Origin of the sequence: Shinella sp. WSC3-e, assembly GCF_945994535.1 — a bacterium.
Lineage (GTDB): Bacteria > Pseudomonadota > Alphaproteobacteria > Rhizobiales > Rhizobiaceae > Shinella > Shinella yambaruensis.
The window spans coordinates 190,680-210,527 of sequence record NZ_OZ000533.1; the positions used below are offsets into that span (position 1 = coordinate 190,680).

The 19,848-nt window shown below is 63.4% G+C and carries 19 protein-coding genes, 3 pseudogenes and 1 riboswitch; of the genes and pseudogenes, 4 read left to right on the forward strand and 18 right to left on the reverse strand.

Going from position 1 to position 19,848, the window contains the following annotated elements; all coding sequences use genetic code 11:
* Positions 1 to 3 precede the first annotated feature (3 nt).
* The 10 genes from AABF56_RS29625 to pstS form a co-directional block, all read right to left on the reverse strand.
* The gene (locus tag AABF56_RS29625) at positions 4 to 963 is read right to left on the reverse strand and encodes an ABC transporter substrate-binding protein (protein ID WP_272808512.1); all 960 of its coding nucleotides are present in this window, start codon (positions 961 to 963) and stop codon (positions 4 to 6) included.
* Entirely contained in the window at positions 957 to 2,075 is a 1,119-nt protein-coding gene (locus tag AABF56_RS29630) for an ABC transporter ATP-binding protein (RefSeq protein WP_272808511.1), read from the reverse strand. The genes AABF56_RS29625 and AABF56_RS29630 overlap by 7 nt, the downstream gene beginning before the upstream one ends.
* A gap of 66 nt (positions 2,076 to 2,141) precedes the next feature.
* On the reverse strand, positions 2,142 to 2,903 hold the full coding sequence (locus tag AABF56_RS29635) for a metallophosphoesterase (RefSeq protein WP_272808510.1): 762 nt from the start codon (positions 2,901 to 2,903) through the stop codon (positions 2,142 to 2,144).
* Between the two features lie 127 nt (positions 2,904 to 3,030).
* Positions 3,031 to 4,008 (reverse strand): CorA family divalent cation transporter, encoded by a 978-nt coding sequence (locus AABF56_RS29640; RefSeq protein WP_272808509.1) that lies wholly within the window; start codon positions 4,006 to 4,008, stop codon positions 3,031 to 3,033.
* A 45-nt stretch (positions 4,009 to 4,053) separates the two neighbouring features.
* Complete coding sequence (gene ppk2 / locus AABF56_RS29645) at positions 4,054 to 4,962, reverse strand: polyphosphate kinase 2 (protein WP_244768828.1); 909 nt, start codon at positions 4,960 to 4,962, stop codon at positions 4,054 to 4,056.
* A 248-nt stretch (positions 4,963 to 5,210) separates the two neighbouring features.
* Positions 5,211 to 6,176: a magnesium and cobalt transport protein CorA gene (locus AABF56_RS29650; RefSeq protein WP_272808765.1), complete on the reverse strand. Its 966-nt coding sequence runs from the start codon at positions 6,174 to 6,176 to the stop codon at positions 5,211 to 5,213.
* Between the two features lie 125 nt (positions 6,177 to 6,301).
* On the reverse strand, positions 6,302 to 7,750 hold the full coding sequence (locus AABF56_RS29655) for a CYTH and CHAD domain-containing protein (RefSeq protein ID WP_272808508.1): 1,449 nt from the start codon (positions 7,748 to 7,750) through the stop codon (positions 6,302 to 6,304).
* 59 nt (positions 7,751 to 7,809) lie between these two features.
* On the reverse strand, positions 7,810 to 8,808 hold the full coding sequence (locus AABF56_RS29660; RefSeq protein ID WP_272808507.1) for a DUF808 domain-containing protein: 999 nt from the start codon (positions 8,806 to 8,808) through the stop codon (positions 7,810 to 7,812).
* A gap of 146 nt (positions 8,809 to 8,954) precedes the next feature.
* A complete protein-coding gene (locus tag AABF56_RS29665; RefSeq protein WP_272808506.1) occupies positions 8,955 to 10,688 on the reverse strand; it encodes a Na/Pi cotransporter family protein in 1,734 nt (577 codons plus the stop codon).
* Between the two features lie 43 nt (positions 10,689 to 10,731).
* Positions 10,732 to 11,811, reverse strand: coding sequence for a phosphate ABC transporter substrate-binding protein PstS (gene pstS, locus AABF56_RS29670; protein ID WP_272808505.1), 1,080 nt, complete (start codon positions 11,809 to 11,811; stop codon positions 10,732 to 10,734).
* A gap of 283 nt (positions 11,812 to 12,094) precedes the next feature.
* Here pstS and AABF56_RS29675 point away from each other — a divergent pair, with 283 nt between their 5' ends.
* From AABF56_RS29675 to AABF56_RS29690, 4 genes are all read left to right on the forward strand, one after another.
* Positions 12,095 to 12,901, forward strand: a complete 807-nt coding sequence (locus tag AABF56_RS29675) for a 3-hydroxybutyrate dehydrogenase (protein ID WP_272808504.1) — start codon at positions 12,095 to 12,097, stop codon at positions 12,899 to 12,901.
* Between the two features lie 38 nt (positions 12,902 to 12,939).
* A complete protein-coding gene (locus AABF56_RS29680) occupies positions 12,940 to 13,683 on the forward strand; it encodes an acetoacetate decarboxylase (RefSeq protein WP_272808503.1) in 744 nt (247 codons plus the stop codon).
* A gap of 11 nt (positions 13,684 to 13,694) precedes the next feature.
* On the forward strand, positions 13,695 to 14,867 hold the full coding sequence (locus AABF56_RS29685; RefSeq protein ID WP_443021260.1) for a patatin-like phospholipase family protein: 1,173 nt from the start codon (positions 13,695 to 13,697) through the stop codon (positions 14,865 to 14,867).
* A gap of 181 nt (positions 14,868 to 15,048) precedes the next feature.
* Entirely contained in the window at positions 15,049 to 15,318 is a 270-nt protein-coding gene (locus AABF56_RS29690; RefSeq protein ID WP_272808501.1) for an amphi-Trp domain-containing protein, read from the forward strand.
* Positions 15,319 to 15,580: 262 nt separating this feature from the next.
* On the opposite strand, the gene AABF56_RS29695 is transcribed toward AABF56_RS29690, so the two are convergent.
* The 8 genes and pseudogenes from AABF56_RS29695 to AABF56_RS29720 all read right to left on the reverse strand — a co-directional run.
* Positions 15,581 to 15,886 (reverse strand): hypothetical protein, encoded by a 306-nt coding sequence (locus AABF56_RS29695; protein WP_272808764.1) that lies wholly within the window; start codon positions 15,884 to 15,886, stop codon positions 15,581 to 15,583.
* Positions 15,887 to 16,091: 205 nt separating this feature from the next.
* Complete coding sequence (locus AABF56_RS37810; RefSeq protein WP_445949912.1) at positions 16,092 to 16,304, reverse strand: hypothetical protein; 213 nt, start codon at positions 16,302 to 16,304, stop codon at positions 16,092 to 16,094.
* A gap of 49 nt (positions 16,305 to 16,353) precedes the next feature.
* Positions 16,354 to 16,727, reverse strand: a pseudogene (locus AABF56_RS37815) (DUF6925 family protein).
* Positions 16,616 to 16,999 carry a DUF6925 family protein gene (locus AABF56_RS37820; RefSeq protein WP_445949911.1) on the reverse strand — a complete coding sequence of 128 codons (384 nt, stop codon included), beginning with the start codon at positions 16,997 to 16,999 and terminating at the stop codon, positions 16,616 to 16,618. Before AABF56_RS37820 ends, AABF56_RS37815 begins: the two are co-directional and overlap by 112 nt.
* A gap of 29 nt (positions 17,000 to 17,028) precedes the next feature.
* Entirely contained in the window at positions 17,029 to 18,219 is a 1,191-nt protein-coding gene (fdhA, locus tag AABF56_RS29705; RefSeq protein ID WP_272808499.1) for a formaldehyde dehydrogenase, glutathione-independent, read from the reverse strand.
* A 183-nt stretch (positions 18,220 to 18,402) separates the two neighbouring features.
* Positions 18,403 to 18,603: riboswitch (cobalamin riboswitch) on the reverse strand.
* An 83-nt stretch (positions 18,604 to 18,686) separates the two neighbouring features.
* The gene (locus tag AABF56_RS29710; protein WP_443021238.1) at positions 18,687 to 18,869 is read right to left on the reverse strand and encodes a helix-turn-helix transcriptional regulator; all 183 of its coding nucleotides are present in this window, start codon (positions 18,867 to 18,869) and stop codon (positions 18,687 to 18,689) included.
* Positions 18,870 to 18,990: 121 nt separating this feature from the next.
* Positions 18,991 to 19,167: pseudogene (locus tag AABF56_RS29715) on the reverse strand (integrase core domain-containing protein); the annotation flags it as partial.
* 5 nt (positions 19,168 to 19,172) lie between these two features.
* Positions 19,173 to 19,530 (reverse strand): annotated as a pseudogene (locus AABF56_RS29720) (transposase); the annotation flags it as partial.
* Between the last annotated feature and the right edge of the window lie 318 nt (positions 19,531 to 19,848).

A 19,848-nucleotide genomic window follows, 5' to 3' on the forward strand; every position in this document is an offset into this window, starting at 1 on the left:
ACCTCAGTCGGCGCCGAAGATGTCGGAAACCTGCTGCAAGGTTTCCTTGCGCTTGCCCTGAACGGCCGCCGCATCGTAGCTCAGCAGCTTCAGGTCCGCGATGAGCGGGCGATCGGCCGGGATGTCGCTGCGGGCCGGCATCAGGAACGTCTTGGCGACGAGCGTCTGGCCGGCATCGGACAGCATGTAGTCGACGAACTTCTTGGCCTCGTCCTGGTTCTTGGACCAGTTGAGGATCATGACCGGGCGCGGCGCGATGACGGTGCCCGATTCCGGGAAGATCACGTCGATGCTCTCGCCCTTGGCCTTGCTGCCGAAGGTGATGTAGTCGACGGCGCCGAAGACGGCGGCCTTGGCGCCCTGTAGCACCGGATTCAGCGCCTCGGCATTGGCGCCGGCGATGACCGCGCCGTTCTCCTTCAGGTCCTTGAAGAGCTTGAAGTCGTCCTGGCCGGCGAGCGCCGCGGTCAGCTCGAAGGACGAGCCGGACTGTGCCGGGTCGGGAATGTTGACGAGGTCCTTGAATTCCGGCTTGGTGAGGTCGGCCCATTCGGCGGGCTTCGTCGTGCCGCTCTTGGTGTTCCAGGCAATGCCCAGGGCAGAGACGCCCTGTGCGACGGCGGTTTCGGTCTTCAGGAAGGCCGGCACCTTCTCGGCATTCGGGCTGGCATAGGGCACGAGCCAGCCGCGTTTTGCAAAGTCGGTCGCCGTATCCCAGGAGGCCGAGATCAGGACATCGACCACCGGATTGGCGGCTTCCGCCTCGATGCGCGCCATGACCTTGCCGGTCGTGGCCTGGAACACGTTCACCTTGACACCGGTCTCGGCGGTGAAGCCTTCGGCGAGCTTGTCGATGAGGCTCTGCGGTCCGGCGGTGTAGACGGTGATGTCGGCATGGGCGACACCTGCCAGGAGCAGGGTCGATACGGCGCTGGCAACGAGCCCCTTGATCGATTTCAACATGTCACAACCTTCTTTTCTTGCGTGCTATGGCTTTCCTCCCCGAACCAGCGGATCCGGCCGGGGTCTATGGAAAGTCCGATCTGTTCGCCGGGGCGCAGCCGCGCGGCGCTGAGAAGCTGCAGCTCGACATCGGGCGAGCCGGCGAGCACCACCGTCGCCAGATGGCCGTCACCGCGGAACTGGGAGCGTACGACCCTGGCCGGAAGCGCCTTGTGGGACGGTCCGCTCAGCGCGACGGCGGCAAGCGGCAGCAGGACCTGTGCCTCGCGGCCACGGGACGGTGCGGCCTCGTGCGCCACCGCGTGGTCGCTGCCGGCGAGAAACCAGGTGCCGCCGCGCCAGGAAAGCCGCGCCGTTCCGCCGAGCCGCAGGAAATCGGCCACCTCGGCGCTCGCCGGGCGCGCGACGAGATCGTCCGGCGCCGCGAGCTGGGCGATCTCACCGGCGCGCATGACGGCGACCTCGTCGGCAAGGGTCAGCGCCTCCGCATGGTCGTGGGTGACGTAGATGGCGGTGAGCCGGAGTTCGGCAATGAGGCCGGCAAGCTCGCCCACCATGTTCTCGCGCAGCTCGCGGTCGAGATTGGACAGCGGCTCGTCGAAGAGGATGAGCTGCGGCTCGGCCACGATGGCCCGCGCAATGGCGACGCGCTGCTGCTGGCCGCCGGAAAGGTCGCTCGGGCGCCGGTCGACATAGGCTTCGAGGCCGACGCGCCTGAGGGCGCGCATCGTGCGCGCCGCGCGCGCCGCCCGGGCGACACCCCGCATTTCGAGCGGGAAGGAGACATTGCCGCCGACCGTCAGATGCGGCCAGAGCGCGTAGTCCTGGAAGACCATGCCGAGATTGCGCCGCTCCGGCGGCGCGAAGAAGCCGGTCTTCGCATCGGCGACCGGCTGGCCGGCGATCCTCACCGTGCCGCGGGTCGGCTGGAGAAGCCCGGCGACGAGCCTGAGAAGCGTGGTCTTGCCGCAACCCGAGGGCCCGAGCAGCGCAAGGGTCCTGCCCCTCGAAAGCGAAAGGTCGATGCCCTTGAGGACGATCGTGTCGCCATAGTGCAGCGCTAGGTCATGGGCGGATACCGCATCGGCATCCTGGTCAATTTTCTTCGACATCGGCAATGGCTTCTTGCAACAATTGCCGGTGCAATATTCGCCTTGGATGACAGTTGGATGACGGTTTCAGGCCGGGCCGGCCAGCGGCTCCACCGTGACGGTGCCATCGGCGGAAACCGCCGTGCGCAGGAAGTGCGACAGCCTGCCCTCTTCGAAGACGGCGGCCGTCAGATGGCCGGACTTGAAGGCATGGGTGTCGAGCGCGATGCGGTTGGGGTAGACCTCCGGCAGGCCGGAGGCGGTCGGCGTATGGCCGTGGACGATGCGGTGCTCGAAAGCCCCGCGATAATCGAGGAATTCCGCCTTGATCCACATCAGGTCCTCGGCGGACTGCATGGCGAGCGGCACCTGTGGCCGCAGGCCGGCGTGAACGAAGCAGAACGGCGCTTCGACAAGGACGTGGCGTGCCGCGCACAGCACATCGCGATGCCCGGGCCATCCGGCGAGGATCCGGCGGCGCGTGGCGGTCCAGTCGGCCGCGGGATCGGCGATGCCGTAGGACAGCAAGGCCCCCGTCGCGCCATAGTGATCGATCCACCGCCGGAGATCGTCGGCAGCGAGACGGTCGAGCAGGAATTCGCGCAGAAACCAGTCATGATTGCCGAGGATGAGATGCGAGGCGCTGTTCTCCCGCAGGTGGGCGGCCACCATGTCCAGCACGGCCCGGCTGTCCGGCCCGCGGTCGATGAGATCACCGAGGAAGATGACGCGGCTCCCCTCCTCCGCCGAACGGATATGGGCAAGCAGCCTATCGAGAAGATCGGCACGCCCATGAATGTCGCCGATCGCATAGAGGCGGCGCCCTGTGGCTGGGACCTGACCTGACATTACGTTCAAACCTTTTTTGGATCGACCTCTTCAGTGAGCATGTTCGTCGGGACTGAGGCCAATAAAGCATCTTATGCATCTATACTTCATCGTTCGAAGGGCCGGCGATACGATCCGGATTGCATACCTAGAACCGCAGGCTGATGCCCGCGCGGCGCAAGAGCCAGTAGAACAGCGCGGTCGCGGCGATGCCGAGCATCATCGCCCACAAGAAACCGGTGTTGCCCTCGCTGAAGGGAAGCCCGCCGGTGTTCATGCCGAAGACGCCGACGACCAGCGTGCCGGGCAGCAATAGCGCGCTCATGACGGCCATTGCCCTCAGGCTCCGGTTGGATTCGTCCGCAAGCTCCGCCGCCATCTCCTCCTGGAGCAGCCGGGCGCGGTCGTTGACCATGACGATTTCGCGGTCAAGCCGTTCCAGCCGCATGGAGAGCCGCCGGAGAACGGCATGGGCATGCTCGGAGAGTGCCCAGTCCTCCCGGTCCTCCTCCTCGAAAAGCGCTACCATGCCCGCGACGGGCCGATGCAGCGAGACGGCGAGGCGCCGCACTTCCTTCAGGCTGCGCCGCTCGTCGCTGAGCCGCTCGGTGACCAGCCGGTCCTCCACCGCGTCGAGGATCGCCGCGGCGTCCTTGAGCCTGATGGCGGTGTTCTTGCAGAAGGCCGCAACGATGGCCTCGAAGAGTTCGTAGGCCGTCGCCGGGCAGAAGCCGTCGGCGAACGAGCGCCGCACCCGGTTCACCGCCTCGACGGGATGTCGCCGGCCGGTGACGAGCAGACGCTCCGACAGGGCGAAATGCAGCCGGCCGATCGTGGTGGAGGTACGCTCCATGTCCTGCTGCAGGTCGGCGACGACGCCGTGAACCGTGCCCGCCTCGTAACCGAGGACGAGGCTTTCGTCATGGCCTTCGAGGATGGAGCGCGCCGCCGCCGGCAACGGGCACTTGCCGGCCAGCCAGCTCAGCATGCGCTGGTCGACGAGATCGACATGCAGCCACACCCAGCCGTCCTCGGCGGCAAGCGCAGCGTCGATGTCCTGCGGGACAATCGGCATGAGCGGACCGCCGGGGTGGCCGCGATAGGCGCCGACCAGGCCCGGCGCCATGCCTCTCTCCCTCTGGTCCAGCAGGTTCAAGTGCGGGAACCGGCGTCAGTAGACTTCCGGGACATACATCTCGTCCGGCGGCTCATGACGGATATAGTCGTCGTTGCGAACGCGCTCCGGCAGCTCGATGGCAGGCTTCGGAATATCCTCGTAGGGGATTTGCGCCAGAAGATGCGCGATGCAGTTGAGGCGCGCCTTCTTCTTGTCGACAGCCTCGACGATCCACCAGGGCGCTTCCGGAATATGTGTGCGCTCCAGCATCTCTTCCTTCGCCTTGGTGTAGTCTTCCCAGTGGACGCGGCTTTCGAGGTCCATCGGGGAAAGCTTCCACTGCTTCAGCGGGTCGTGGATGCGCATGCGGAAGCGGAATTCCTGCTCGTCGTCGGTAATGGAGAACCAGTACTTGATAAGAATGATGCCGGAGCGCACCAGCATGCGCTCGAATTCCGGCACGGAACGGAAGAACTCCTCCAGCTCGTCGTCCGAACAGAAGCCCATGACGCGCTCGACGCCGGCGCGGTTGTACCAGGAGCGGTCGAAGAGGACCATTTCGCCCGCCGTCGGCAGATGCGGCACATAGCGCTGGAAGTACCATTGATTGCGCTCGCGCTCGGTGGGCGCCGGCAGGGCGACGACGCGGCAGACGCGCGGATTGAGGCGCTGGGTGACGCGCTTGATGGCGCCACCCTTGCCCGCGGAATCGCGCCCCTCGAACAGCACCACCACCTTGAGCTTCTTGTGCTGCACCCAATCCTGCAATTTGACCAGCTCGTGCTGGAGGCGGAACAACTCACGGAAATAGACCCGGCGTTCAAGGGTCTGGACGGGCACTTCGGACATGCCTTCGGCGATGAGATCGTCCAGCCGCTCCTCCTCGATCTGCATTTCCAGCTCCTCGTCGAAGCTGTCGGCAATCTCCGCCTTGATGCGGTTGAGATGATCGTCGTTGAACATGGGGCGATATCCTCAAGGGGTGGAAACGGCACCCGGAAGCAGGCGCCACCGGGACGATCGAAGGGCAATCCGCGTCAGGACACCGAAGCAGGCAATGACGACGACGGTGGCTTGGCGGCGCCAGTCGGCGCATGGCCGAAACGACCTGCCCGGCCCGGCTGTTCCGCGCCTTTCCCGCCGGAATCCTATAGGAAACATCGACGACGCTTTTGTGACGAAGCGCAATTCGGCGCCCTCCTGGAACGGCCTCATATCCACTTGTAGCGCTTGAACCGGAAGTACAGCACGCTGCAGAAAATGGCGATTATCCCGAGAACGACGAAGTAGCCGTAACGGGTTTCGAGCTCCGGCATGTTCTCGAAGTTCATGCCGTAAATACCGGCGATCGCCGTCGGTACGGCGAGGATCGCCGCCCAGGAGGCAAGCTGGCGGGTGATCGTGCCCTGCCGCTGCTGCTCGAGCAGATTGCTCGCCTCGAATACCGAGGTGATGACGTCCCTGAGACCGCCGACCGTCTGCTCGACGCGATGCATGTGCTGCAGCGCATCGCGGAAATAGGGCTTCGCCTCGGCATCGAGGCACGGCAGGTCCAGATGCACCAGCTTGCCGCACAGATCGAGCATCGCATCGAGAACACGCTGGAACAGGATGACCTCGCGGCGCAGGCGGAAGATCAGCTTGATCTGGTCCCGGTCGAGAAAGGCGTCGAGCATGGTGCGCTCCATGTCGAGCACGGAATCCTCGATCGTCCGGACGATCGGTAGGTAGCCGTCGACGATGAAATCGAGAATGGCGTGGAGAATATAGTCGGTGCCGTGGCTGAGCGTATGCGGCGACATTTCGAGCCGGCCGCGCAACGCGCCGTGCCCCCGCTCGGATCCGTGCCGCACGGTGATGATATAGCGCTCGCCGACGAAAATGCCGGTGCGCCCATAGACGATCCTGTCGCCTTCGAGCTTCGCCGTCTGGGCGAGCACAAAAATCTGGTCGTCGTAGGCGCTGAGTTTCGGCGTTTGCAGCGGGTTGAGCGCATCGTCGACGGACAGTTCGTGCAGGTCGAAGCGCGCCTTCAGCAGCGCCATTTCCTCGGCGGTCGGCTCATGCAGACCGATCCAGATGAAGTCGTGGGGCTCTGCCGGCACGGCGACGGCGGAAAACGGCACCTCCTCCATGCGGCGTCCTTCGCGATAAAGGCAGGATGCGACGACGGCCATGATGTCTCCCAGCGAATCCGGACGGTCGGGAATGCCCGACCGGGCCAGCAGATAGCGGCCGGTCTTGACAGCCATGTGAAAAGCAGGGAGCGCGATCCTCGCGAAGCCGGGCAGCCCTTTTTCGTTCAGCGCCAGAAGCGCCTGGCGTCGCAGAAGGCATCATGCGCCTCCACCGCGACCTTCAGTATCTCCGCCTCGTCCGCCCCCTTCTTCTGCGGCATCTCTTCGGGAAAGAGGCCGGCCTCGGCGAGGTGCCTCGATGTGTTCGCCCTGTCGTTCAGCACACCGAGAGCGTCCTGCAGCGTTTTCAGCGCCTCGATGAAGTCGCCATAGCGCCGCCGCTGCTTCCTGCCCTGGAAAAGGCTGGCGAAGAACTCGGCTGCATAGCGCAGCTTCTTGGCGTCCTTGCGCATCCTGTGGCGCACCTCGTCATCGAGGTCGGCGAGGTCGCGACCCTGCCTTTTCACCTTCCGCCGCAACCGGTCGAGGGCGGCGATCGCGAAATCACGCAAGGGCATCGCGCGCATTTCCGCCAGCGACGGACGATGATGCCAATCGCCGCAGGCAAGCCATTCCGACAGGTCGAGCATCAACGCCTGTGCCCGGGGCGACGCCAGGGCATCGGTCGCCCTTTCGAAGGCCTCGCGGCGCGCCTGCTCCAGTGCGGCGCGTGCCGCCGCATCCCGTTGTTCGGGGATCAGTACGTCGAGGTCGCGCACCGCGCCCAGAACGCCGGCCAGCCAGCGCAGCTCGTCCTTCAGGTACTCCAGCGCATCGTCCGCGACCACGGGCGCGAACGCGGCCAGCGCCGAACGCAGGCGCCGAAGGGCGACCCGTGCCTGATGCACAACCTCCACATCACCGCGACCGAACAGCATCTCGTTCAGCCTGAACTGGCGAAGGCAAGCGCCGGCGACGACGCGGAATGCCCTCTCCACGTCCATGTCCTGCGACAGAAGGACCGGCTCGGCCGGCGCCGAGGAGAATGCAGGGCCAAGCAGCCTGTAGCCCCGCTCCGCCTTGCTGAGCACGCCGGGACGCAGCGGCGCCTCGGCGGCGACCCCGCGCGCGTAGGAAAAAAGAGCGGCGGGATCGCCCGACTTCAGCTCCAGCTCGATCTCGCAGACCGGCGTGTGCCTATCGCCGGCGGCGATCTCGCCCCGATCGAGCACGAGCTCGATCTGCGCCTCCCGCCAGGATACGAGCCAGGTCATCCGCGTGACGGCAACCTCGAACACCGGACGCAGTACCCGTGCCCGCTCGCCGAGAAGGGCTTTCAGCGGCGTCGTGTCGTCGAGGACAGGCACGTCGCTTTCGACGAGCTGCTCCCATTCCGGACGCACGAAGAGGCTGGCCGCGCTCTCGCCCGCGGCCTTGACGGTCTGGATGCGCTGGTCGCCCGTCCGGCGGATGCGCAAGGAGAAGCCGGCAGCATGAAGCTCCTCCTCCGGCGTGTCGAAATAGATCGCCCTGAGTTCCGACACGGCGGGCTCCGCCGGCAGCAGGCCGGAAGACAGGAGCGCCTGCGCGGCCTCGGGCGTCAGGTCCAGCTTCAATTCGATTTCCGATGCCAAGACGGCTCATCTCCAAAGGTTATGGCCCGCAGGGGGTATTCCGTCACAAGCGAGGCGGATCAAGCTGCGCGAAGCCTGCGAAGGCGTCCGCTCAGCCAGCGCCATACCGGCACGATGAATCCGCCGACGGCCGGGATCATCGCCGCGCCGATCGCCAGGCCGAGGATACCGGAACCCGTGGCCTGGACCAGCCAGGAAAGAAAGCCGCCGAATGCCGGAACGGCTTGCGCAGCCGCCTCGGCGGCATCATGCAGGATGTGGCTCGGCCATGCGAAGCCGAATATCTCGGCGCCATGCAGCAGGATACCGCCGCCGACCCAGATCATCGCCGCCGTACCGACCATGCCGAGGAGCTTCAGGAGATAGGGCATACCCTGAACGAGACCCTGACCGATGATGCGAAGGCCGGCGTCGATCGGCGAGCGGGAGGGGCGGCGCGCAAGCCAGAGGCCGGCGTCATCTGCTTTCACAATAAGCGCGACAACACCATAGACACCGACCGTGATCACGACGCCGACGACGGCCAGTATCAAGGCCTGGCTGGCGATGCCCGCATCCGGCACGGAACCCAGCGTGATCGCCATGATCTCGGAGGACAGAATGAAGTCCGTGCGGATCGCGCCGGCGACTTTCTCGTTTTCGAAGGTCTTGGCGTCGACCGCGATGGTATCCAACGCCTCTTCATGACGATGGGCGCCGTGCGGAGATATGAGTTCATAGACCTTTTCCGCACCCTCGTAGCAGAGATAGAGACCACCCAGCATCAGGAGCGGCGTGATCGCCTGCGGCGCAAGAAGGCTCAGCACCAGCGCCGCCGGGAGCAGAAAAAGCAGCTTGTTCTTCAACGAGCCAAGGGCAATCCGGCCGATAATCGGGAGTTCGCGCGCCGGTGAGAAGCCGGTGACGTAACGCGGCGTCACGGCGGCATCGTCGATGACGACGCCGGCTGCCTTGGCGCCGGCCTGCCCGGCCTGGGCGGCAATGTCGTCAAGCGATGCAGCGGCAGCCTTTGCAAGGGCCGCGACATCGTCAAGAAGAGCAATCAGGCCGACACTCACGAGGGACTTCCTTCTCGGTAAATCGGGGAAGCATAAGGGACTATGCTCAAGGGATGTTCCCAAATGCGAAAACTGTCCGGCAGGCCGGAGCCGGCGGCCGAGCAGTCACCGCAGCGTAGCCGCCGCGGTGACCGATAGCATATGGCCTATTCGGCGGGAACCGGGCTCAAGCCGCCGTCATCCATCCGCTGCTCGCGGTTCTCCCGCCGGATATTCGCGCGGGCGAGCACGCTCTGCCGGTTTACCGACTTGCGCTCGGCATCGATGCGACGGATCAGGATTTCCGCACGCTCGACGGAACCGAGCAGAGCAAGGATGGTGCCCCGTTCAGCAGCACCGGCATTCGGACCGAGCGCCAGCGTCTTGGCGCGCAGTTCCTCCACGTCGGGATAGCTGACATGGCCCGCCGGCATCTGCGGATCGGCGATGCCATGGTCCGGCATGATGGCGCGAAGCGAGACATCGAGCTTGTTCAGCGCGGTTTCGACGATCGCCTGTGCCTGCGGCGAGAATTTCTCACGCTTCACCCGGCGCGCAACCTGGTGCATCGATTCCGTGAGCGCCGCGGTGAAGTCCGCCTCCTCGATCAGGCTGGCGATGAGGTCGAGCTGATCGTAGGGCAGGTCTTCCTTCATCAGGTTGGCCGTGTACGCGCGAATATCGCGGCTGAGGATGTCGGTCGCGAGATAGTGCTCGCCCGGATCGGAGGGTGCCTTCTTGTCGCCGCGTGCGATGTTGAGGAACATCGCACCGGCCTGGAGGTGACGCGTCGTTTCCTGCTGGATGGCCGGAACGGCACGAGCGAAGTCGTTGGCAACCTCGCGGCTGAGGAACTTCGGGGTCGAATAGTCCTCGATATCCTCTTCGTCCGACCGCCCGACACGGGACAGAACACGCTCGAACACGCCGACGAAGGGAAAAAGCAGTGCCGTGTTGAAGATGTTGAAAACCGTCGAGTAAAGGCCGACCGCGACAGGAACGAGCGGGAACGTTTCCTTGCCGTCGACCATGACCGCAAGACCCGGATCACCCATGCCGAAGACGCCCATCGTCCATTGCAAGACGCCGATCGAGACGAAGAAGAGCGGGACGGTGATGCAGACGCCGATAATGTTGAAGGAGATATGCGCGTAGGCCGCGCGCTTGGCATTCTTGGACAGGTTGAGCGAGGCCATCCACGAAGTGATGGTGGTGCCGAGATCGGCGCCGAGCGAGAAGGCGACGGCGGTCGTCCAGTCGAGCACGCCGGCCGCACCCAGGCCCATGACGATGCCGATCGTTGCCGACGACGAGTGGATCATCGCGGTGATGCCGGCTGCGATGAGGACGCACTTGATGAGGTTGAAATAGGAATCCGCCCGAAGCGTCTGAAGCAGTTCCATGACCTCGGGCATGTTGCGCAGGGGACGCAGGCCACCCGTCATCAGGTTGAGACCATAGAAGATCAGCGCGAAGCCCATGCAGGCGAGCGCAATGTTACGGACTTTCTCACTCTTGGCGAAGCAGTAGACCAGCGCGAAAACGCCCCCGCAGATCAGGCCAAGCGGGCCAAGCGGCAGGGCGATCAGGCCGTTGCCGAGCGTCGTACCGATATTGGCGCCCATGATCACGCTGATTGCCGGCCTGAGACCGACCACGCCGGCATTGACGAGACCGACCACCATCACCGTCATGGCCGTCGAGGACTGAATGACGCCAGTGATCAGAGTTCCGGCCATGACACCCTTGATCGGCGTGCCCGCAGCCTTGGCAAGGAAGTTTCGCATGCTGTTGACGGAAAGCGCCTGGATGCCGTTGGCCATGAACTCAAGGCCGAGCATGAAGATTCCCAACCCGCCGATGACGGGGACGAGAATGTCCTTGAAGATATCAATTTCCATGGGAAGACTCGCTTCTATTAGAACGATTGCGACGAAGCCGGGCTCAGTTGCTCACGGAACCCAGATTCGTGGTCCAGTACGCTTCGATCTTGCCGGCCAGCGCCGGCGGGATGGGGATGTAGCCGAGTGCGCTCGCCTCATCGCCACCGTGGCTGAAGGCAAGGCGGAAGAGATCCAGCACGCGGTTGACGCGCCCCTTTCCGCGATCCCGCGGCACGACAGCGTAGGTGACGACCGCCATCGGATAGGCCCTGTCACCCGTCGTCACCGTACCGGTGGCGGGAGAGCCGGTCGCGGGATCCCAGGCGAGGCCTTCAAGGCCTGCCTGGAAACTCTCCGGGCCCGGCTGCACGAAAGCGCCGGCCTGGTTCTCAAGCGTTGCATAGGCAAGACCAAGGCGGACGACCTGGCCATATTCGAGATAGGAGATGCTGTTCTTCGTGGCAGCCGCGAGGCTCGCAAGCCCGCCGGTGCCCTTCTCGCCCTTGCCGAGCGGCCATTTGACCAGCGTATCCGCGCCGACCTTCTCCGCCCATTCCGGGCTGACCTTGGCGAGGAAACCGGTGAAGGTGAGGGTTGAGCCCGAACCGTCCTCGCGGCGAAGGACTGCTATCGCCGCATCCGGCAGCGCCAGACCCGGGTTGAGCGCCTTGATCGCCGGATCGGACCATGTCGTCACCTTGCCGAGATAGATGTCGGCCAGGACGGGTCCGGAAAGACGCAGCGCCCCCGCACCGACACCGTCCAGATTGGCCACGACCACGATGCCGCCCATCACGATGGGAAACTGGGCATAGCCGCGCTTCTTGAGTTCATCCGACGGCAGCGGCGCATCGGTTGCCGCAAAGTCCGTTTCCGGCTGGTCGAGCCGCATGATGCCGGCGAGCGAGCCGACCGGCTCGTAGTCGACGCGCCAATCCGGCGACGTGAAATCACCGCCATCCGTGCGCATCGCCTCGTAGTCGCGCGACCAGAGATGGATGATCGGTGCAGCAAAGGTCGATCCGGCGCCCCGGATGGGTTCGGCGTGGGCGGCATGGACGGATAGAAGGATGACAGCGCCAAGGGCCAGCGCAAGCCTGCGCCAGACTTGGCAGCCGGGATGCCGTAACAAATTCACCATGAATCTCCCCTCGGTATTGCGCAATTTCAGACAACAGAGGGCCTCTCCGCCAGTCATGACCGACTGGCAGGTATGGAAATGCGCACGACTTCAAGACGTAAATTTAATACACTGCGTGTTCGACCACTATTTACTAATAATCTTGTTTGACGCTCTCGTGACGATATTGACCATAATTAAAAACAGCACATAGATGACCAGGAACAACTGTCATCGCAATGAAATATCGGTGTGCTCCAGATCACGCCACGACCGCTCAAGGCCGAAGATATGGAGCCCCCCGATGAACGACGCGACCCAGCCGAATACCCTCGCCAACCGAACCGCCATCGTCACCGGCTCCACCAGCGGCATAGGCCTTGCGATCGCCCGGCGCTTTGCGTCGGCGGGCGCGAATGTTGTCATCAACGGACTGGGCGATGCTGCGGCAATCGAAGCGGAACGTGCGGCTATCGAGGCGGATTTCGGCGCGCGCTGCCTCTATTCGCCGGCGAACATGCTTGATGGCGAAGCGATCACGGCGATGGTCCAGCTTGCAGTCGACACGTTCGGCGGCTGCGACATCCTCGTCAACAATGCCGGCATCCAGCACGTCGCCCCGATCGAGGAGTTCCCCGCCGACAAATGGCAGGCGATCATCCAGATCAACCTGATCGCCGCCTTCCATTCCATCAAGGCCGCCCTGCCCGGCATGAAGCAGCGCGGCTTCGGCCGCATCATCAACATCGCCTCGGCCCATGCGCTGGTCGCCTCGCCCTACAAGTCCGCCTATGTCGCGGCCAAACACGGCATCGCAGGCCTGACCAAAACCATCGCGCTGGAAGCGGCGACGAACGGCGTCACGGTCAATGCCATCTGCCCCGGCTATGTCTGGACCCCGCTCGTCGAGAAGCAGATCCCCGACACGATGGCTGCGCGCGGCCTCACCAAGGAGCAGGTCATCCATGACGTGCTGCTCGAAGCCCAGCCGACCAAGCAGTTCGTGACGGTCGAGCAGGTTGCCGGCCTCGCCCTCTATCTCGCCGGCGAAGGTGCAGCTTCCATGACCGGTGCCATCCTGTCGCTCGATGGCGGCTGGACGGCACACTGATCGCCCCTCACAATTTCGCAAATTCAGGAACGACCGACATGAAGGCCGCCGACGTCCGCAACGCCTATGCCATGCCGCTGACCAACCCCGCCTATCCGCCGGGTCCGTACCGCTTCATCGACCGGGAATATGTCATCATCAGCTACCGCACCGACCCCGATGCGCTGCGCGCCGTCGTGCCGGAACCGCTGGAGATCGTCGATCCCGTCGTCAAATACGAGTTCATCAAGATGCCCGACTCCACCGGCTTCGGCGACTACACCGAATCCGGCCAGGTCATCCCCGTCCGCTTCAACGGCGAGGAGGGCGTCTATGTCCACGCCATGTATCTCGACGACGACGCGCCGATTGCCGGCGGCCGGGAAATCTGGGGCTTTCCGAAGAAGCTTGCCTTTCCCAAGCTCGTGCATGAGGGCGAGGTCATCGTCGGTACGCTGCACTACGGCTCCGTGCTCTGCGCCAGCGCCACGATGGGCTACAAGCACCGCGCGGTCGATACCGCCGACGTCGCCCGTTCGCTCGGCAAGCCGAATTTCCTAGTCAAGATCATTCCCCATGTCGATGCAAGCCCTCGCATCTGCGAACTGGTGCGCTACCATCTCGAAGACGTGACCGTGAAGGGCGCCTGGACGGGGCCGGCCGACCTGCAGCTCTTCCGCCACGTCATCGCCGACGTCGCCCGCCTGCCGGTGCTCGAAATCGTCTCGGCCGTGCATTTCATCGCCGACCTCACCCTGGGCATGGGCGACGTCGTGCATGACTACATGGCCGATCCGGCTTGAGGAACAGGATGATGGACGAACAGGCAAGGCTGAAGCCCAGGCGCAAATCCGAAACGCCCGATATCGCCGATCTTCTCTCGGCCTATCAGTCGGTCGGCCTGGTCTTCCAGGGCGGCGGGGCGCTCGGCGCCTATCAGGCCGGCGTCTTCCAGGCCCTCGACGAGGCCGGCATCGAAGCGAACTGGCTGTCGGGCGTATCGATCGGCGCGGTCAACGCCGCCATCATCGCCGGCAACGCCAGGGAGAACCGCCTCGACCGGCTGCGCGATTTCTGGGAGACGATCTCCGCCCGCAAGATCTGGCATTTCACGCCGGAGGGCGACTTCTTCCGCAAGATGCGCAACCAGGCGAGCTCGATGATGACGATGATGTCGGGCCTGCCCGGCTTCTTCGCGCCGCATCGTGTCAATCCCTGGCTGCAGCAACCGGGCGCCTCGGGGGCGACCAGCTTCTACGATACGTCGGAACTGAAGTCGACGCTCGACCGCCTCATCGACTGGGACGTGCTGAACGACCGCCGCCAGCGGCTCAGCGTCGGTGCGGTGAACGTCCGTACCGGCAACTACCGCTATTTCGACAGCCATATCGAAGTCCTAGGTCCCGAGCATGTGATGGCGTCGGGCGCCCTGCCCCCGGCCTTCCCCGCCACGCTGATCGAGAACGAATATTACTGGGACGGCGGTATCGTCTCCAACACACCGCTGCAATATCTGCTGGAACAAGAGGACGTCCGCGACACGCTGGTCTTCCAGGTCGATCTTTTCAGCGCGCGGGGCATCCTGCCGCGCGACATGGCGGATGTGCTCGCGCGGCACAAGGACATCATGTATTCCAGCCGCACGCGCAACAATACCGATACGTTCCGCCGCCTGCACAACCTGCGTCTCAGGCTGCACCAGGCGCTGCTGCGGGTGCCGGCGGAGGCGCTGACGGACGAGGACCAGGCTTTTCTCACGGCCATGGAGGACGTGCCGCAGATCAACATCGTCCATCTCATCTACCAGCAGAAAATCTACGAAAGTGACGCCAAGGACTACGAGTTCTCCGGCACCTCGATGCGCGAACATTGGGATTCCGGCTACCAGGACACGCGAAAGACCCTGAAACACCGCCGCTGGCTCGAAAAGCCGCCGGAATCCATCGGCATGGTCGTCCACGACGTCCACCGCGACGATCCGAGCTGATTCCCCCTACAAGAAAATATTACATTCGACAGAGGGTTATTTCCCGCTGCGCAGATTCACCAATCCGCGCAGTATACAGAAGATACGTAAATAATATCATGTAAATACTATCAAAACTTCATCGTTGTTTTGCAGTCGAACGCTTTCATGCTGCTGCCAACTGCTAAACAGAGGATCAGTCATGGAAGCAGAACGCGAAATCCAGAAGACCTATTCCATAGCGGAATTCGCAGCGGAACTCCGCCGGCTGGCGGATATGCTGGAATCGAACGAAAACTACTCGATCCGGCTCGAGGACGAGGAAGTCGTCATCCCGCAGGACGCCGTCGCTTCGATCGTCTACGAGATCGAGGAAGGCAGCGCCGAAATCGAGTTTCAGTTGAGCTGGGAAACCGGCAAGACCGAGGATGACGACAAGGTCGAGGAAGAAGGCCAGACCGAAAACGCCTGAGGCATGGACCGTCCGGGTGGTGTCGGTCATTCGATCACCATCCGGCCGTTCCTCCTCGCAGCGACACGAGGCGAGTACTCCTCGCCTCAGATCCCGAAGCACGACCGACCGGCGGCTTCGTTCAGCAATCGGCGGTCGTGTGCCCGCACGCCCGCCAAATCGCGGATGATTGGCAAAGCATTCCGGGCGGCCCCAGCCCCTATGAGCCAGTCCAGCACGAGCCATCGAGCGGTCAGGAGTGCAAAGGGGCCTCAGGCCAATCTTAAGCCTTTACGGGTTTCCGCTTCTTCACCAAGGCCTTGTCGGCCGTCGGCTCCTCGCCGGGCTCGAAATCGTTGTCCATCACCGGGTCGAGCCGATGCCTGATGGCCAAGGCATAGACGACCTTCAGAATTTGGGCGTCCTTCACGCCCGGATCGGTCAGCGCCAGCAGCGAAGCCTTCACGATCCTCTTGCTGCTCGCCTTTGGACATTCCGCCAGGACATGGCGGTAAAGCGCGTCATCCTCCAGCCCTCGTTCTGCGCCACCAATGAGAGCGTCATATATCCTGTCAATTTTTCCGGCCATTTCAAGAAGCTCCAAACTAAGGATCGTCTTGAAAGAGGTCGCCAATTCCGATGTCACAATCAAGAATGCCGGGTGCATAACGACTATAAGATGGTCAAAAGAGCTACCGAAGGCAGGGGCGTCTTTCTTGGCGGCCCTTTTGGACCAGCCCCCCACCGATTCAGCGGCTGGCAGCTCCGTTTTCAAAGATCAAATCAGGCAAATCCTATCCCCACCAAGGAACAGATCGTCCCACTGGCTGCCTGCGCCAGATGGAAACCCCGAGCCGATACTGCTGACGCAGCATGATGCGCACGGTGGCCCGGCTGAAGCGGTCGGATTGCGCTAGGAATTGCTCGGGGTCTATCCTGCGGGCGAGCCCGTCCAGCACCGCCTTGCGCAGGATCGGCAGAGCCCGGCGCGCGAAGCGCTCGAACAGATCCTGGAAGCGGCGTGATCATCGATGTCGAAATCCCGATCCCCGCCCATCACAGGATTGGCGGGCTGAAGACCTCGATGCGGCCGATGCGAGTCAAGGCGACGCGATGGGGGTAGGCCCTCCTCATCGCGTCGCTTGCCGGATTGCCGGGATCGAACAGGCTGCGGCCGGCATTGGCGCGCAGGATCACCAGCAAATCCGGGTCCTCAGTGCGGATGCAGAAATCGCAGTGGGGCAGATTGAGACCAATGTCGAAAAGGATTGCCTTCCGGTCGGCACGACGGACGGCGTCCTCATCCGCCCGAGCTCGGTCAGGACCCTGCGTCCCGCCATGATCGAATCTTTCTGCGGCAGGCAAAGTGCCAGGCCGTGGCTCCATCGATGCGGCTTCGGGCTGAGGGCCTCATAGGCGAGAGGGACGATCTCCCGACCGTTCCGGCATTCAGCCGGATTGCATCACGCGGCGTCGCGCGCACGAACATCGTCGGCGCGTCGGCTTCCAGATACTCGCCCCGATCCCGATGAAACTCGGCGACAGCACCGAGGGAGCCCATGCTCCAACCGGATCTGTCATCGACGATGTGGTCCTTCAAGACATCCCGAAGGTGAGCCATGCCGGTATCCTTGATCGATGAGGCGCAATCCTGCGGCCCGTGTGGCAGCGCGCATTCCATCGTGCTTGCGGCGCCGGCCATGAGAACCGACCGGCGCCCGTTTCATGTCATCAGGCCGCCTTCAACAGGTCCCCATGGGGATCGAGTACGAACTTTGTTGCCGCGCCCTGGTCGAAGCTCTCGTAGCCCTGCACCGCATCGTCGAGCGCGATGATTTTCGCATTGACGATATCGGCGATGGGCAGGCGGTCGTGCAGGATGGCCTGCATGAGCTGCCGGTTGTATTTCAACACCGGCGTCTGGCCGGTGTGGAAGGATTGCGCCTTCGCCCAGCCGAGACCGAAGCGCAGCGACAGGCTGCCCTGCTTGGCTGCGTTGTCGACCGCGCCCGGATCTTCCGTGACGTAGAGGCCCGGAATGCCGATCGAGCCGGCGGCGCGGGTGATCTCCATCATCTGGTTGAGCACGATGGCCGGCTGCTCGCCGCCCGCATGGCCGCGCGCCTCGAAGCCGACGGCGTCGATGGCGCTGTCCACCTCGTTCGTGCCGACCACGTCGGCGATCATGTCGCCCAGCCGGTCGCTCTTGGAGAGGTCGATGGGCTCGAAGCCGACCTTCGCCGCGTGGGCGAGACGGTCCTTGTTGAAATCGCCGATCATGACGACCGCCGCACCGAGGATGCGCGCAGAGGCGGCGGCGGCAAGCCCGACAGGGCCGGCGCCCGCCACATAGACCGTCGAGCCGACGCCGACGCCCGCGCGCACCGCGCCGTGGAAGCCGGTCGGCAGGATGTCCGAGAGCATCGTGAGGTCGCGGATCTTGGCCATCGCCTTGTCGCGATCGGGGAATTTCAGGAGGTTGAAATCGGCATAGGGGATGGTGACGTAGCGTGCCTGCCCGCCGATCCAGCCGCCCATGTCGACATAGCCATACGCGCCGCCGGCGCGGGATGGGTTCACCGTCAGGCAGACGCCGGTATCCTGCGACTTGCAGCAGCGGCAGCGGCCACAGGCGACGTTGAAGGGCACCGAGACGATATCGCCGACCTGAAGCATCTCGACGTCGATGCCCTTCTCGATCACTTCGCCGGTGATCTCGTGGCCGAGGACGAGGCCCGGCATCGCCGTCGTACGGCCACGTACCATGTGCTGGTCGGAGCCGCAGATATTCGTGGAAATTACCTTGAGGATCACGCCGTGCTCGATGCGGCGGCCATCCGGCGCTTCGAGTTTCGGATCATCGATGTCGCGGACCTCGACCTTGCCGGGCCGCATGTAGACGACGCCTCGATTCCTGCTCATGCTCTGTCTCCTCCTGTGTTGAAGCCGCCCGGCCCGCTCCTCCGCGGGCAGGATCGTGGTCAGGACGAAACGCGAACCGCCGGGCGATCCGCGAAACGTCTCTCGACGAAGGATGGAAAGGAGAAAGCAACGGAGCGTCCACGAAAGGACGCCGTTCGCCTCTCGATCGCCCACCGCAATCGGCCGAGTCATGGATTCAAGGCTGGTTTCCGGGCTTCGGAACCGTCCCTAAGGACCCTCTCGACACCTTCCCGGCCGGCCGGCCAGTGGCATTCGTCGAGATTTCGTTCCGCTACCGTTGCGGGGGCAGCGCCGGCATTGGACCGGCTTCCCAATTATCCATCCCGGCAAGGCCGGGATGGCACCCTGAATGCCGCCAGCATTTCACTTGAGGGGCAAAAGAACCGTCGAAATTACGACATCCGCGGTGTCTTGAACGACAGCTTTTCCCGACCGCTCGGGCCTCCTCACGCAGCCTGCCGGAACTGGCGCGGCGTCTGCCCCACGATGTTCTTGAACTCACGGGCAAAATGCGATGCGCTTGAGAAGACGACTTCCAACGCGATATCAATGAGCGGCGATTTGGATTGCAGCAACAGCGCCTTCGCATGCTCGGCTCTCACCTGCTTATATGCGCGGGCCGGCGACATCTTCAGTTGCGTTATCGAGATGACCTTCCATGAGGATCAGGACAGCCGCAGGCGATTGTCTTTGACCTGAGCCCCAAGTTTCGTCCGGGATTTCGGAGAGTCTTTGGTTTTCAATCTGGCCTCATGCGGCCTGTTTTTCCATCGCCATTTTCATGGCGAATTCGTTGGGCGTGATGTTGCCCAGCGCTGAATGAGGTCGCTGTCTGTTGTAATCCTCCTTCCATGCGGTGATTTCGGCTCTGGCGTGAGGCAGTGACGAGAACAGCGTTTCGTTGAGGCACTCGTCGCGGAAACTGCCGTAGTCGACCGATCCACGGCCAGGATTGCACACGCCCGGCGCTGGCTCACATCATGCTCTTCGCAGACATAAGCCACCGCATCCCGCCTTGCGCCGGGCTTCACCATTTTTTTGATGCGATACCCTTCAAAATGGCGTTGTCCAGCATCGTGTCCGCCAAAAGCCTCTTCAGCTTGGCGTTCTCATCTTCCAAGGCCTTTTCCGAGCGTCGGAGACATCCATGCCGCCATACTTCGCCTTGTATTTGGAGAAGGTTGCCTCGGATATTCCGTGCTTGCAGCAGACATCGGCCGTCCTCTGGCCGCTCTCCTGCTCCTTCAGCATCCCGATGATCTGCTCGTCCGTAAACCGTGCACGCTTCATGCCGTCCGTCCCCGTAATACGACAGAACCCACAAAAATCTGGACGAAGTTCTGGGGTTCAGGGCAGAAGTCGCCCCGCCTCCCCTGCTCAGAACCGGTACCCGCTCGATCCTGCGTTCACCTGAAAACAAAAAGGCCCGGCGCTGATGCGTCCGGGGCTTTTGAGTCCGCCTATCCCCTTGATTTCCCTGTTAAACGGGGGTTTCAAGGGTCGCATGCTAGAAACTGGTTGCGGGGCCTAAGTCCACGGAAACTTGTAAAGTGAGGCGTTGAAAGAATTCGAACCAACGACCGCTCCCGCCAGAGGGGGAAAGCAGCG